We start from the raw sequence: 14,034 nt of genomic DNA, 5'->3' as shown, positions 1-14,034 counted from the left end.
TCACCCGCGGTCAGGATCGCGCGTACGCGCCCATCCTGATCAGGGGGATCCGTGTCTCCTCGTCGGTCAGCGAGCCGTGCTGGCCGATCATCGATTCCCCTCGTCGGTCGGCGTCGCGTCGGTCGTAGTAGGCGACGCCGGCTCGCGCCGCGATGAGGATGTCGGCGATGCGGTCGCGGTTCCGCGGTTCGACGTCGCCGTACAGTGCGGCGGCGACGGCCTCGTCGGCCGAGACGACCCAGGCGCGCGACCCCTCCGCATCGCGCCATCCGGCGACCAGCGCCTCGCGCGCGGCGGCATCCAGCTCCGCTTCGAGCACGAGCCCCAGGCAACGCGGCTCCCCGGCGACGTGGCGCACGCCCTCGAGGAGCTCCGGGCGTGCATCGACGAACACGTGGCGATGGGTGGGCACGTCGACCATGCCGTGGTCGGCGGTGACGAGCAGTCCGGTGCCCCGCGGCATCCGCCGCTCGAATGCGGCCACCTCGGCGTCGAGGGACTCGAGTGCCGTGATCCAGCGATCGGACTCCCAACCGTGGGCGTGGGCGATCTGGTCGAGCTCCGAAACGTACACGTAGACCAGCGCGGGCCCCTCCTGCACGACGCGCATGGCCTCGGCGAAGCGGTCGGCGACGGTGCCGCCCGCACGGTATTCGGCGCCGCGCAGCACCGCCCGGGTGAAGCCCGACGTCGCATACCGGGTGCCGCCCACGGCGACGGCGCGGACACCGCGCTCCACCGCCTGGTCGAAGACGGTGGGGTGGGGCTGCCAGGTCTCGGGGACCATGAGGTCGTCCCACCCGCTGAGCTGGTTGACGACGCGGTCGTTCGCGCGGTCGGGCACCCGATAGCCCATCAGGCCGTGGGCGCCCGGCATGAGGCCCGTGGCGAAGCTCGCGATCGCGGCGGCGGTCGTCGACGGGAACACCGTGCGGATCACGTCGCGTTTCGCCATCCGACCGGCGAGGTTTCGCGCATGGCCTGCGCGGGCGTTGAGGTTCGCCGCGCCGAGCCCGTCGACGAGGACGACGACTGCAGACGATGCGGCCGGAAGGTCGAGGACGTTCCGCGTTCCTGCGACGGACGCCAGCGCGGCGCCGAGCACCGCGGTGAGCCGCGGGGCTCCGTCGGCGGGCACCGGTAGCATTGCAGGCATCGCGCCCAGTCTGGCACAGGCCGGGCGCGGTCCCCGTTCCCCCGTGCGTGCCCGGCACGCCCTGCGCAGAGACGACGAATGACCCCAAGCAAGAACGAGCCCAGCACCTCCCGGATCGCCGAGCGGATCGACGACGTCGACGTCGCCGAGGAGATGCAGGGCTCGTTCCTCGAGTACGCGTACTCGGTGATCTACTCGCGCGCGCTGCCGGACGCGAGGGACGGCCTGAAGCCGGTCCAGCGCCGCATCCTCTACATGATGAGCGACATGGGGCTGCGCCCCGACCGCGGTCACGTGAAGTCGGCTCGCGTCGTCGGCGAGGTCATGGGCAAGCTGCACCCGCACGGCGACTCGGCGATCTACGATGCGCTCGTCCGGCTCGCGCAGCCCTTCACGCTCCGCGTACCCCTCGTCGACGGCCACGGTAACTTCGGTTCGCTCGACGACGGCCCGGCCGCGGCGCGCTACACCGAGGCGCGGATGGCGCCGCCCGCGATGTCGATGACCGACGACCTCGACGAGGACGTCGTCGACTTCGTCCCGAACTACGACAATTCCCACCAGCAGCCCGAGGTGCTGCCCGCCGCCATCCCCAACCTGCTCGTCAACGGCGCGAGCGGCATCGCGGTCGGCATGGCCACCAACATGGCGCCGCACAACCTCATCGAGGTCGTCGCGGCGGCCCGCCACCTGCTCGAGCATCCCGAGGCGACACTCGACGAGCTGATGGAGTACGTCCCGGGGCCGGACTTCCCGTCGGGCGGCACGATCGTCGGCCTCGCCGGCATCCGCGACGCGTACGCGAACGGTCGCGGCTCGTTCAAGACGCGCGCGAAGGTGAGCATCGAGCAGCTCACCGCGCGCAAGACGGGGCTCGTGGTCACCGAGCTGCCGTACCTCGTCGGCCCGGAGAAGGTCATCGAGAAGATCAAGGACGGCGTCAACGCCAAGAAGATCACCGGCATCGCGGATGTCACGGACCTGACCGATCGCAATCGCGGCCTGCGACTGGTCATCGGCGTCAAGACCGGCTTCAACCCGCAGGCGGTCCTCGAGCAGTTGTACCGGCTCACCCCCCTCGAGGACGGCTTCAGCATCAACAACGTCGCCCTCGTCGAGGGGCAGCCGCAGACGCTCGGACTCCGCGAGCTGCTCGACGTGTACCTGGCCCACCGCATCCGGGTGATCACCCGACGCTCGGAGTTCCGGCTCGCGCGTCGACGCGAGCGCCTGCACCTCGTCGAGGGGCTGCTCATCGCGATCCTCGACATCGACGAGGTCATCCAGGTGATCCGCACGAGCGACGATGCGGATGCCGCGCGGACCCGCCTCATCGACGTGTTCGACCTCAGTCGGCTGCAGGCCGAGTACATCCTCGAGCTTCGGCTGCGTCGACTCACCAGGTTCTCGCGGATCGAGCTCGAGGCCGAGCGCGACCAGCTCCTCGCCGAGATCGCCGCGCTCGAGGAACTCCTCGGCAGCGACGCCCGCATCCGCGCGCAGGTGGGCGACGAGCTCGGCCGGGCGGCTGAGCTGTACGGCACGCCGCGCCGGACGATGCTCACCGAGGCCAAGGTGCAGCCGAAGTCCCGCAGGGCGGTCGACCCGGCCGAGCTCCAGCACGCCGACGTGCCCTGCCGTGTCATCCTGAGCGCCACCGGGCGCATCGCGCGCATCGACGCCGCCGAAGGGGCGCCCGCCGTGCAGCTCGCTCCCCCGGCTCGCCGTGCGAAGCACGACGCCGTCCGTTCGGAGCTCGACACGACGAGCCGCAGCGAGATCGGCGCCGTGACCTCGAAGGGCCGGTTGATCCGGTTCTCCCCGCTCGAGTTGCCCGTGCTGCCGGCGAACTCGGTCCACCTCGCCGCCGGCGTGAAGGTCGCCGAGTACCTCGGGCTCACCGACCGCGACGAGCGCGTGCTGGGCGTCGTGTCGCTCGCCTCGGTCCAGCCGATCGTGCTCGGCACCGAACAGGGCATCGTGAAGCGCGTCGCGCCGGGCAACTACCCGAACCGGCCCGACTTCGAGGTCATCTCACTCAAGCCGGGCGATCGCGTCGTCGGCGCAGCCCAGGGCGGCGACGACGACGAGCTCGTCTTCGTCACGAGCGACGCCCAGTTGCTGCACTTCCCGGCCTCGACGGTGCGCCCGCAGGGCTGCCCGGCGGGCGGCATGGCCGGCATCAAGCTCGCAGCCGACGCTCGCGTCATCGACTTCGAGGCGCTTCAGCGGGACGACGTGGACGCCGCGGTGGTCGTCACGGTGGCGGCCGCCAGCGACACCCTGCTCGGCGCCGACCCCGGCGCAGCGAAGGTCTCCGACTTCGCCGAGTACCCGGGCAAGGGCCGCGCGACCGGAGGTGTCCGAGCCCACCGCTTCCTCAAGGGCCAGGATGCCCTGGCGGTCGCGTGGGTCGGTCCCGGACCGGCGCACGCCCTCGCGTCGGACGGCGCCGTCCGGGCGCTGCCCGCGGGCAACGGCAAGCGCGACGGGTCGGGGCAGCCGCTCGAGGCCGCCGTGCACGCGGTGGGCCGCGCCATCCGCTGAGCGCTGACCGTGGCGCCGGCGCCACTCCGGTCAACGCCGAGCCCCGGCGGCGACGCTTGACGGCCCGGAGGCGGGCGTGGCATGTTCGGCCATGTCCCGGCGGCGCGCCCTCGACGCATCGAGGCGTCGCGGCCCATCCGGACCCGGGAGGTGATGATGACGGTCCAGCAGCTGAGGAGCGCGGTCGAGGGTGACGTGCTCGAGCCCGGCGACCCGGGATACGACGAGGCGCGGACGGTCTGGAACGCCATGGTCGACCGTCGGCCGCGCTGGATCGTGCGCTGCACGAGCGCGGACGACGTGGCTGTCGCGGTCCGCTTCGCGATCGCACACGACCTCGAGGTCGGCGTCCGATGCGGAGGACACGGGATCGTCGGTCATGCCGTGCCCGATGGCGGGCTCATGATCGACCTCCGCCCCATGGGCGCGGTGCAGGTCGACGCCGGGACGCGCCGGGCGCGCGTCCAGGGCGGTGCGCTGCTCAGAGCACTCGACCGTGCTGCGCAGGAGCACGGGCTCGCGACGACGGCCGGCAACGTCTCGCACACCGGAGTCGGCGGTCTCACGCTCGGCGGCGGCATGGGCTGGCTCGCACGCCGCCACGGCCTCGCGTGCGACAACGTCGTCTCGTTCGTGCTCGTGACCGCGGCGGGCGAGACGCTTCGGGTCGGGGCCGAATCGAATCCGGAGCTCTACTGGGGCCTTCGGGGTGGCGGCGGGAACTTCGGCGTGGTCACCGAGTTCGAGTTCGCCCTCCATCCCGAGCCCGGACAGGCGCTCTCGGTCGAGTTCCGGTTCCCCGCATCCGCCGCCGGGGGCGCCATGCGACGTTGGCGGGATGCTGCCGCCTCGGCCGATCGGAGGGCTACGTGGAACGCGACCATCGCGGGCGGCACCGTGTCCCTCGGCTTCGTGTGGGTGGGCGACCCCGTCGAGGGCGCCGCCGTGGCCGAGCGGCTCGGATCCGAACTCGCGGACGCGACGGAGGCACCGCAGCGGATCGTCGAGCCGCTCAGCTACCTCGAGCTGCAGACGCGTGAGGATGACGTCGAGGGCCACGCGTGGCGGCGGTACTGGAAGGGTCACTACTTCGACGCGCTCGGCGACGAGGTCATCGACGCCGTCCTGTCGCGAGCGGGGCGGGACCTGCCGAACGTGAGCCTGCAGGCCTACGGCGGAGCCATCGCCGAGGTGCCCGACGAGGCGACCGCGTTCTCGGGCCGCGGCGCCGCGTTCGAGTTCGTCGCCGCATCTCGGTGGAGCGATCCGGCGGAGGACGAGCGGCGGATCGCAGCGGCACGCCGATACGCGGGCACGCTGGACCGGTTCGCGAGCGGCGCCTACGTGAATGCGCTCGCCGACGAGGGCGCGGCCGGAGTGCGTCGCGCATACTCCGAGGCGAAGCTCGCTCGGCTCCGGGCGCTCAAGTACGAGGTCGATCCCGGCAACGTGTTCCACCTGAACCAGAACATCCCGCCCGGTCGCCCCTGACCGACGACTGCCCGGGCGGAACCGTCCGCGCGGGTGCAGGGCTAGGCGTCGATGCGCTCACGCGTGAGCGCCGCGGCGCTGTCGACGATGAACTCCTTGCGCGGCGCGACCTCGTTGCCCATCAGGAGTTCGAACACACGGCCGGCATTCTCGGCGTCGGCGACGCCGACCCGGCGCAGCGTGCGGTGCCCGCGGTCCATGGTCGTCGTCGCGAGCTGATCGGCGTCCATCTCGCCGAGCCCCTTGTAGCGCTGGATCGGGTCCTGGTGCTTCCTGCCCTGCTTGCGCAGCGTGGCGAGGACCCCGGTCAGCTCCGCCTCGGAGTAGGTGTAGATGACGTCGTTCGGCTTCGAGCCGGGATTCATGACGACGACCCGGTGCAGCGGTGGGACCGCGGCGAACACGCGGCCGTCCTCGATCATGGGCCGCATGTAGCGGAAGAACAGCGTCAGCAGCAGCGTGCGGATGTGCGCGCCGTCAACGTCGGCGTCGCTCATGATGATGACCTTGCCGTAGCGCGCCGCGGAGAGGTCGAAGGTTCGCCCGGAACCTGCGCCGATCACCTGGATGATGGACGCGCACTCGGCGTTGCTCAGCATGTCGGCGATGCTGGCCTTCTGCACGTTGAGGATCTTGCCGCGGATCGGCAGGAGCGCCTGGTGCTCGCTGTCGCGCGCGAGCTTGGCCGTCCCGAGCGCGGAGTCGCCCTCGACGATGAACAGCTCGCTCTGCTCGACGTCGCTCGAGCGGCAGTCGACGAGCTTGGCAGGCAGCGACGACGTCTCGAGCGCGTTCTTGCGCCGCTGCGTCTCCTTGTGGGTCCTCGCGGAGATGCGCGCCTTCATCTCGGAGACGATCTTCTCGAGGAGCAGCGAGGTCTGGGCCTTGTCATCGCGCTTCGTGGAGGCGAACCGCTCCCCCAGCGCCTTCTGCACGACGGATGCCACGATCGAGCGCACCGCGGGGGTGCCGAGCACCTCCTTGGTCTGGCCCTCGAACTGCGGCTCCGGCAGGCGCACGGTCAGCACGACCGTGAGCCCGGCGAGGACGTCGTCCTTGTCGATCTTGTCGTTGCCGACCTTGAGCCGTCGAGCGTTCTGCTCGACCTGCTGCCGGAGGAACTTCAGCAGGCCCTGCTCGAACCCCGCCAGGTGGGTTCCGCCCTTCGGCGTCGCGATGATGTTCACGAAGCTGCGGGAGACGGTGTCGTAGCCGGTGCCCCAGCGCAGGGCGATGTCGACGTGGCAGTGCCGCTCGACGTCGGTCGGGATCATGGCGCCGTGGTCGCTCAGCACGGGAACCGTCTCGGTGAAGCGACCGTCGCCGGTGAGTCGCCAGACGTCGGTGACCGGACCGTCGACGGCGAGGTGCTCGACGAACTCGGAGATGCCGCCGTCGAATCGGAAGCGGTGGCTCTCGGGCTCCTCGCCCCGTTCATCGACGACCGAGATGGCGAGGCCCGGGACGAGGAAGGCGGTCTGCCGGGCCCGGTTCAGGAGGTCCTCGAGCTGGAACGCGGTGCCCTTCGTGAAGATCTGCGGGTCGGCCCAGTACCGGACGCGGGTGCCGGTGACGCCCTTCGCGACACGCCCGGCCTTCCGCAGCTCGCTGGATCGCTCGAACGGCGTGAAGGTTGCTGTCGGCGACGGCGTGCCGTTGTCGGCGAACACGCCTGGCTCGCCGCGATGGAAGGACATCGCCCACGTGGCCCCGCCCCGGTCGACCTCGACGTCGAGGCGCTCGGACAGCGCGTTCACGACCGACGCGCCGACGCCGTGCAGGCCGCCGGATGCCGAGTACGAGCCGGAGCCGAACTTGCCGCCCGCGTGGAGCTTCGTGAACACGACCTCGACGCCCGACAGTCCCGTCTTCGGCTCGGCGTCGACCGGGATGCCGCGGGCGCGGTCGCGGACCTCGACGCTGCCGTCGGCGTGGAGTACCACTTCGATCTCGGTGCCGTGGCCCGCGAGCGCCTCGTCTACCGAGTTGTCGATGATCTCCCAGAGGCAGTGCATGAGGCCGCGGGAGTCGGTCGAGCCGATGTACATGCCCGGGCGCTTTCGCACGGCTTCGAGGCCCTCGAGCACGGAGAGATGGCGGGCGGAATAGTCGGAGCTCACGTCGCACAAGCCTACTGAGGGCCACCCCCGATGCAGGTCAGGCGCTTCGCGCTGAGCGAAATGCGGGCTCCCACGGAAGGATCGCGGCGCCGCACGTGTTTTGATTGATGAGAACAGATCGGATCGTGAGCTACGGAGGAGGCGCCATGAACCAGTACACCGACACCGCCGGTGCGGTCGACGAACTCGACACCCCCCACGAGCTCACGGCCCTCGACCGGTGCGACGCCTGCGGCGCGCAGGCCTACATCCGCGTGGTCGTCACGAGCGGCGAGCTCCTGTTCTGCGCCCATCACGGTCGCAAGCACGAGGAGAAGCTCTCGCAGATCGCCCACAGCTGGCACGACGAGTCGAGCCGGCTCCTCACCGATACGCGCGACTGAGCGCGTCCCAGACGACACGAACGCCCCGGAGCCATTCGGGGCGTTCGTCGTGTGCGGTGCAGCGGATGCCGCGGACCGGGCTCAGTCGGCCGGCGCGACGCCCGCAGCCTTGAGCTGGGCGTGACGGGCGGATTCCGCGTAGCCGTCCACCACCGCGGCCTGAGCGCCCGGCGTGTACGCGAGCCCGGCGCGCGAGCACATGCGCTCGAGGATCGAGTCGGCGAGGCGCGGGTTCTTGGCGAGCACGGGTCCGTGAAGGTGCGTTCCGATGACGTCGCCCATGCGAACGCCCTCCTGCCCGGATCCGCGACCGTTGCCGGTGCCGGCCCGCACGCGACCGAGCGGGGACGCCTCCGCGCCGACGTAGTCGCGGGCGTGGTTCTCGAAGCCCACGAGCTGACCGATCCGCGGCACCTGGACGATGAGGTCGCCCGTGATGCGGCGCGCGCGCGGCACGCCGCGACCGGCGACGATGCCGAGTCCCTCGACGGTCGACCCGTCGGCGCGCTCGATTCCCCAGCTGAGCAGTTCCCACCCCGTGCCGACGGCGAGGATCGGCACGCCTTCCGTGCCCCACCGACGAAGCTCGTCGACCAGGCCGAGCAGCCGCTCCCGCGAGATGTCGAGGGAGGCGTCGCTGCCCGAGCCGAGCACCACCGCGTCGACGTGCTCGGGCAGGTCGGATGCCGACTCGACCGCGACCACGCGGGCATCGAGTCCGGCCCAGCGGGCGCGAGACTCGAGCACCACGGCGTTCTCGGCGTCGCCGTTGGTGTTCTGCAGCGACGGCAGCAGGGACACGATGGTGAGGGTCATTCCGCTCCCGTGAGTCCGAGGTGGGCACGCGTGCGCCGCATCGAGTCGGCGGAGAAGACGATCGTCTTCACGCCCGCCGCGGGCGCCGGAAGGGCGAGGAAATCGTCGAGCGCCCGAGCCAGGTCGGGCTCGACACGGTCGATCTCGACGCCGTCGTAGGCCAGCATGAGCGCCGCCTCCGCGGCCTTCGAACCGCTGACGAGCGACACCCTGCCGAGCGACGAGGCGTCCGCCGGCCAGAAGTACGACGGATCGCGGACGTCCGATCCGATGGCGAACAGGATCTGCTCGGTCCCGGGCGCGATGCTGTCGACGTTGAGCTGGTAGCTGGCCGGGTTCTGCACGAGAACGAAGTCGACCTGCTGGCCACGCACGGTGACGCGCTCACCGCGCCCGAACACGGCGGGGATCGCGCCGAGCGACGCGGCGGCGGTCTCTGCGGAGAACCGCTCCCCCAGCACCTGCTTCGCGGTCGCGTACGCGGCGGCGGCGTCGACGGCGTAGTGGATGCCGCGCGCGGGAAGCCCGACGGTGATCGACGCCGCACCGTCGGCGAGCACGGTCGACGCGCCGTCGACGGATGCCACGACGATGCCGTCGGCGGGGTCGAGCCGCTGGGCGCTCGTCTCGGTGTGCCCGAGTCCGCGCGGCGCCGCGGCGAGGACCGCATCGGACACGCCGAAGCGGCGCACCGCGACGTCCGCCCGGAGGTTCGCCGCGAGCCGCAGGAGGTAGGCGTCGTCGGCGTTCACGACGACGGCCTCGTGCGCGCGGTCCGCGATGCGCGCGAGCATGCCCGCGACCATCTCGGAATCGTGGAAGCGGTCGATCTGGTCGACCATCACGTTCGTGAGTGTCGCGATCCGCGCGTCGACGCCCTGCATGACCACCGCGCCGTGCCCCTCGTCCATCTCGAGCACCGCGACGTCGCCCGGCACGCGGCCCCGCCAGTCGGCCCGCTCGAGGAGCGCCGACGTGAGTCCCTGGCTGATGTTCGCCGTCGAGGGATTGGTGAAGACCTGCTCGCCGTGGGCCCGGAGGATCGCGACGAGCATCTTGGTCGTGGTCGACTTGCCGCTCGAGCCCGAGACGACGACCAGCCCCTGCGGGAAGCCCGACAGCGTGCGCTTGAGGTAGCCGGGCGCGATGCGGTTGACGATGAGGCCCGGCACCGCCGAACCGCCGCCCGGCTTGCGCAGCCGGGCGGCGATCCTGACGAGCCGGCCGACGAGGATCGCCGGCGCGTACTTCACCTGCGGCCTACTCGAGGTAGTCGCGGAGCGACTGCGAACGCGACGGGTGGCGGAGCTTCGCCATCGTCTTCGACTCGATCTGGCGGATGCGCTCGCGCGTGACGCCGAACGTGTCGCCGATCTGGTCGAGTGTCTTCGGCATGCCGTCGCCGAGGCCGAAGCGCATGCGGATGACGCCCGCCTCGCGCTCGCTCAGGGAGTCGAGCAGCGACTCGAGCTGCTTCTGCAGCATCGTGAAGCCCACCGCGTCGGCGGGCACGACGGCCTCGGTGTCCTCGATCAGGTCGCCGAACTCGCTGTCGCCGTCCTCGCCGAGCGGGGTGTGCAGCGAGATCGGCTCGCGGCCGTACTTCTGCACCTCGATGACCTTCTCAGGGGTCATGTCGAGTTCCTTCGACAGCTCCTCGGGCGTGGGCTCGCGGCCCAGGTCCTGCAGCATCTGCCGCTGCACGCGGGCGAGCTTGTTGATGACCTCGACCATGTGCACGGGAATGCGGATGGTGCGGGCCTGATCGGCCATCGCCCGGGTGATCGCCTGGCGGATCCACCACGTGGCGTAGGTCGAGAACTTGAAGCCCTTGGTGTAGTCGAACTTCTCGACCGCGCGGATCAGGCCGAGGTTGCCCTCCTGGATGAGGTCGAGGAACTGCATGCCGCGACCCGTGTAGCGCTTGGCGAGCGACACGACGAGTCGCAGGTTCGCACCGAGCAGGTGGCTCTTGGCCCGCTGCCCGTCTCGGGCGACCCACTGCAGTTCGCGCCCGAGCTGCGACTTCTTCTCGGCGTCGCTCATGTGCGACAGCTTCTCCTCGGCGAAGAGGCCCGCCTCGATGCGCATCGCGAGCTCGACCTCCTCGGCCGCGTTGAGGAGCGCGACCTTGCCGATCTGCTTGAGGTAGTCCTTGACGGGGTCGGCGGTCGCACCCGTGATCGTCGTGGAGTAGACGGGGATCTCGTCCTCGTCGTCGGACGCGCGCAGCACGAGCGCTCCCGTGGGGTGCGGCTCGACCGGGATCGGCTTCGCCTCCTCCTCGTCCTCCGCAGGCGCGGCCTCCTCGGCCGGGGTCTCATCGGCGGGCGCCGCTGTGTCGGCCTCGGCGTCCTCCAGTTCCTCGGGCTCGACCTCGTCGGTGTCAGCCCCGGACTCGGCCTTGGCGCCCTTCGCGCCCTTCGCGGTCGACGTGCGAGGCGTCTTCGAGGCGGTGGTCGCCTGCTTGCCCTTCGGCGCGGCCTCGGCCGCGGCATCCGTCTCGGGTGCGGCCGTGGACGACTTCGCGGTCTTCGTCGCGGCGGACTTGGCGGCGCTCGTCTTCGCGGCAGGCTTGGCCGTGGTGGTCTTCTTCGTCGTGGTGGTGCGCTTCGAGGCGGTGGCGGTCTTCGCCTCGACCTCGTCGGTCGCCGCCGTGGTGGCCTTGGTTGCCATGCGTTTGAACCTCTTCCTCACCGTCGCGCGCGGTGCCCGAGCTCGGACACGCGGAATACGTCGCGATCCGGCGATTTCGGACACGATGAGGACCCATGTCAAGTCCGCGTCGGATGCGGCGCGAGCCGCACGGCGGACCAGAACGGGTCCTTCCCCCTATTATACAGAGCCGCGCGCGTCTGCCGTCCCGCGACACCGCCGGGATCGGGCGCGTCGAGGCCTGCATGGGGATGAAACGCCGGAGCGTCCGCGGACATTCCCGGGCGGAGCAGTCATTCCCGCTCGTCGTCGCGGTTGCGGCGGAACGCGAGGAACTTCTCGAGCTCGGCCGCGATCTCGTCGGCCGAGGGCGGTTCGCCGTCCTCATCGGTGAGGGGAGAACGCACCGTCGTGCCCTCCATGTACGCGTCGTGGCGCTCCTCGAGCGCATGGACCAGCTTCGCGAGCTCGCCGTTCTCGGCGACCTGCTCGTCGATCCGCGCCACGAACTCCCGAGCCTGCTCCCGCAGCGCATCGGTCGGGAAGATGCGGCCCGTCGACGCACTGATCGCCTCCAGCGCCGCGACCGCCGCCGCCGGGTACTCGGCATCCGCCAGGTAGTGCGGAACGAGCAGCACGAACCCGGTGGTGGGATGCCCGCGCTCCTGGAGCCGGTACTCGACGAGGTGCAATGCGTTCGCCGGGACCTGCGTGGTGGGGCGCCACACGGACATCGCCTCCACGAGGTCGGACCGGTTGCCGCTCACGGTCACCCCGATCGCACGCGTGTGCGGTACCGGCATGGGAATCGAGTTGAGCCAGGTCGTCGAGCCGACCTCGAGCCCTTCGATCAGGCCGAGCACCGCCGCGCAGAACCGCTCCCACTGGAAGTCGGGCTCGAAGCCGGTGAGCAGCAGGAACTGCTGCCCGAGCTCGTCGCGCGCGAGGTCGAGGGACAGTCGCGGCGGGCGATAGTCGGTGAGGCGGTCCTCCTCGAACATGATGATCGGACGTCTCGCGCGGTAATCGAGCAGCTCGTCGGTGTCGAACGCGGCGACGACGCGCGTCTCGAGCGTCGAGCGAAGGTACGCGGTGGTCTGCGCGACGGCGCCGCCCGCATCGGCGAAGCCCGTGAGCCCCGCGACGAGCGGGAGCCCGGCGGGCACCTCGGCGTCCGGGGCGAGCTCGTAGAGGGTGCGGGGATCGCGCATGCTCCAAGGCTACTGAGCCGACGCGCTCCCCCGGCCGGATGCCGGACGCCCGCGGTGATGCCCACAGCGAACACCTACGATCGAGTCCATGCCCGTTCCCAGCCTCGAGCTCAGCACAGCACTGCCCGCCGACACCGACGCGGATGCCGTCCTCGTCTTCGCACGCCGCGCCGTCGACGGCGCCGAGCCGCTCGCACCCGGCGGGTTCGAGTGGATCGCGGCCGCCCTCACGGCGCTCGGTGCGAAGGGCGCGGCCGACGAGGTCACGAAGCTCGTCGCCCCCGGTGACCCCGCGCGCGTGGTCGTCGTCGCCGGGCTGGGCGACACGACGGATGCCGCAGCCATCCGCGTCGCCGCCGGCGCCGGGACGCGCGCCCTCGCGTCGGCGACCACGGTCGCCGTCGCCGCACCCGCGGATGCCGACGCCCTGGTCGCCGCTGCCGCACTCGAGGGCGCCGGCCTCGGCGCGTATGCGTACACCCGGTACCGCGAGGCGCCTGCGGGACCGGGGCGCATCGTCCTCCACACCGGCCACGACGCCGACGCGGTCCGGCTCGTTCGCGTGCAGGCGACCGTCGCCGCGGTGGCGCGCACCAAGGACCTCGTCAACGACGCGCCCAACGACCTGCCGCCGGCGGTGCTCGCCGAACTCGCGGCCGAGGCGGCCTCCGCCGCCGGGATCGGCGTGCGCGTGCTCGACGAGGAGGCGCTCGCCGCAGAGGGCTTCGCCGGCATCCTCGCGGTCGGCGGCGGATCCTCGCGTCCCCCGAGGCTCGTGCGACTGGACTACGCCCCCGCCGCGGCATCCGTGCACCTCGCGCTCGTGGGCAAGGGCATCACGTTCGACTCCGGCGGGCTCTCGCTGAAGCCCGGTGCGTCGATGGTCGGCATGAAGTCCGACATGGCCGGAGCGGCGGCGGTGCTCTCCGCCATGGTCGCGCTCGCGGAACTCGACGTGCCGGTGCGGGTGACGGGATGGCTGTGCCTCGCGGAGAACATGCCGTCGGGCCACGCCGCCCGGCCGAACGACGTCATCCGGATGAAGGGCGGCACCACGGTCGAGGTCCTCAACACCGACGCCGAGGGCCGCCTCGTCATGGCCGACGCGCTCGCCGCCGCGAGCGAGGAGCAGCCCGACGCCATCGTGGACGTCGCCACGCTGACCGGCGCGCAGGTCGTCGCGCTCGGCAACCGCATCTCCGGCGTCATGGGTGACGACGACCTCGTCGGCGAGGTGCGACGGGCCGCGGATGCCGCGGGCGAGGCCGTGTGGCCCATGCCCCTGCCCGCCGACCTCCGGGCGCTGCTGAAGTCCGACGTGGCCGACCTCGCGAACACCAAGCTCGGGACGGTCGTGCCGGGGATGCTGCTCGCGGGCGTGTTCCTCCAGGAGTTCGTCGGCCGCCGAGAGGGCGACGACGCGCCGCGCATTCCCTGGGCGCACATCGACATCGCGGGGCCCTCGTTCAACTCCGGCTCGGCCTGGGGGCACAGCGGTCCCGGCGCGACCGGGGCGGCCGTGCGCACGCTCGTCGCGCTGGGCGAGCAGCTCGCCGCCAGGTAGTAAGGTCGTGGGGGGCGATCACCGCCCGTGCAGCCTGCCCGGCCATCAGCCGGGGCAGTTCTCGCCGCAGATCCGACGCGCAAGGGAGAAT

General features: G+C 71.4%; 10 protein-coding genes. 4 read left to right on the top strand and 6 right to left on the bottom strand.

The genetic code is table 11. The features are described 5' to 3' along the window. Positions 1–10: 10 nt before the first annotated feature. Positions 11–1,156 carry an alkaline phosphatase family protein gene (locus ACULK4_RS09265; RefSeq protein WP_445966817.1) on the bottom strand — a complete coding sequence of 382 codons (1,146 nt, stop codon included), beginning with the start codon at positions 1,154–1,156 and terminating at the stop codon, positions 11–13. 78 nt (positions 1,157–1,234) lie between these two features. On the opposite strand from ACULK4_RS09265, the gene ACULK4_RS09260 reads away from it, so the two are divergent. Both ACULK4_RS09260 and ACULK4_RS09255 read left to right on the top strand, forming a co-directional pair. Continuing rightward, on the top strand, positions 1,235–3,703 hold the full coding sequence (locus tag ACULK4_RS09260) for a DNA gyrase/topoisomerase IV subunit A (protein ID WP_445966816.1): 2,469 nt from the start codon (positions 1,235–1,237) through the stop codon (positions 3,701–3,703). 156 nt (positions 3,704–3,859) lie between these two features. Next, complete coding sequence (locus tag ACULK4_RS09255) at positions 3,860–5,194, top strand: FAD-binding oxidoreductase (RefSeq protein WP_445966815.1); 1,335 nt, start codon at positions 3,860–3,862, stop codon at positions 5,192–5,194. 41 nt (positions 5,195–5,235) lie between these two features. On the opposite strand, the gene ACULK4_RS09250 is transcribed toward ACULK4_RS09255, so the two are convergent. Further along, positions 5,236–7,314 carry a DNA gyrase/topoisomerase IV subunit B gene (locus tag ACULK4_RS09250; protein ID WP_445966814.1) on the bottom strand — a complete coding sequence of 693 codons (2,079 nt, stop codon included), beginning with the start codon at positions 7,312–7,314 and terminating at the stop codon, positions 5,236–5,238. Between the two features lie 146 nt (positions 7,315–7,460). Here ACULK4_RS09250 and ACULK4_RS09245 point away from each other — a divergent pair, with 146 nt between their 5' ends. Next, positions 7,461–7,697 (top strand): DUF7455 domain-containing protein, encoded by a 237-nt coding sequence (locus ACULK4_RS09245; protein WP_445966813.1) that lies wholly within the window; start codon positions 7,461–7,463, stop codon positions 7,695–7,697. 81 nt (positions 7,698–7,778) lie between these two features. Here the strand turns inward: ACULK4_RS09245 and ACULK4_RS09240 are convergent, their stop codons facing one another. The 4 genes from ACULK4_RS09240 to ACULK4_RS09225 form a co-directional block, all read right to left on the bottom strand. Further along, a complete protein-coding gene (locus ACULK4_RS09240; protein WP_445966812.1) occupies positions 7,779–8,513 on the bottom strand; it encodes a type 1 glutamine amidotransferase in 735 nt (244 codons plus the stop codon). Then, positions 8,510–9,766 (bottom strand): Mur ligase family protein, encoded by a 1,257-nt coding sequence (locus ACULK4_RS09235; RefSeq protein ID WP_445966811.1) that lies wholly within the window; start codon positions 9,764–9,766, stop codon positions 8,510–8,512. Before ACULK4_RS09235 ends, ACULK4_RS09240 begins: the two co-directional genes overlap by 4 nt. A gap of 7 nt (positions 9,767–9,773) precedes the next feature. Next, on the bottom strand, positions 9,774–11,189 hold the full coding sequence (locus ACULK4_RS09230) for an RNA polymerase sigma factor (RefSeq protein WP_501043306.1): 1,416 nt from the start codon (positions 11,187–11,189) through the stop codon (positions 9,774–9,776). 272 nt (positions 11,190–11,461) lie between these two features. Then, positions 11,462–12,379 (bottom strand): proteasome assembly chaperone family protein, encoded by a 918-nt coding sequence (locus ACULK4_RS09225; RefSeq protein WP_445966810.1) that lies wholly within the window; start codon positions 12,377–12,379, stop codon positions 11,462–11,464. Between the two features lie 88 nt (positions 12,380–12,467). Between ACULK4_RS09225 and ACULK4_RS09220 the strand changes: the two genes are divergently transcribed. Then, positions 12,468–13,943: a leucyl aminopeptidase gene (locus tag ACULK4_RS09220; RefSeq protein WP_445966809.1), complete on the top strand. Its 1,476-nt coding sequence runs from the start codon at positions 12,468–12,470 to the stop codon at positions 13,941–13,943. Positions 13,944–14,034: the final 91 nt, after the last annotated feature.

Source organism: Agromyces selenitireducens, from assembly GCF_052748465.2.
This window is presented reverse-complemented; position numbering and strand designations above follow the sequence as displayed.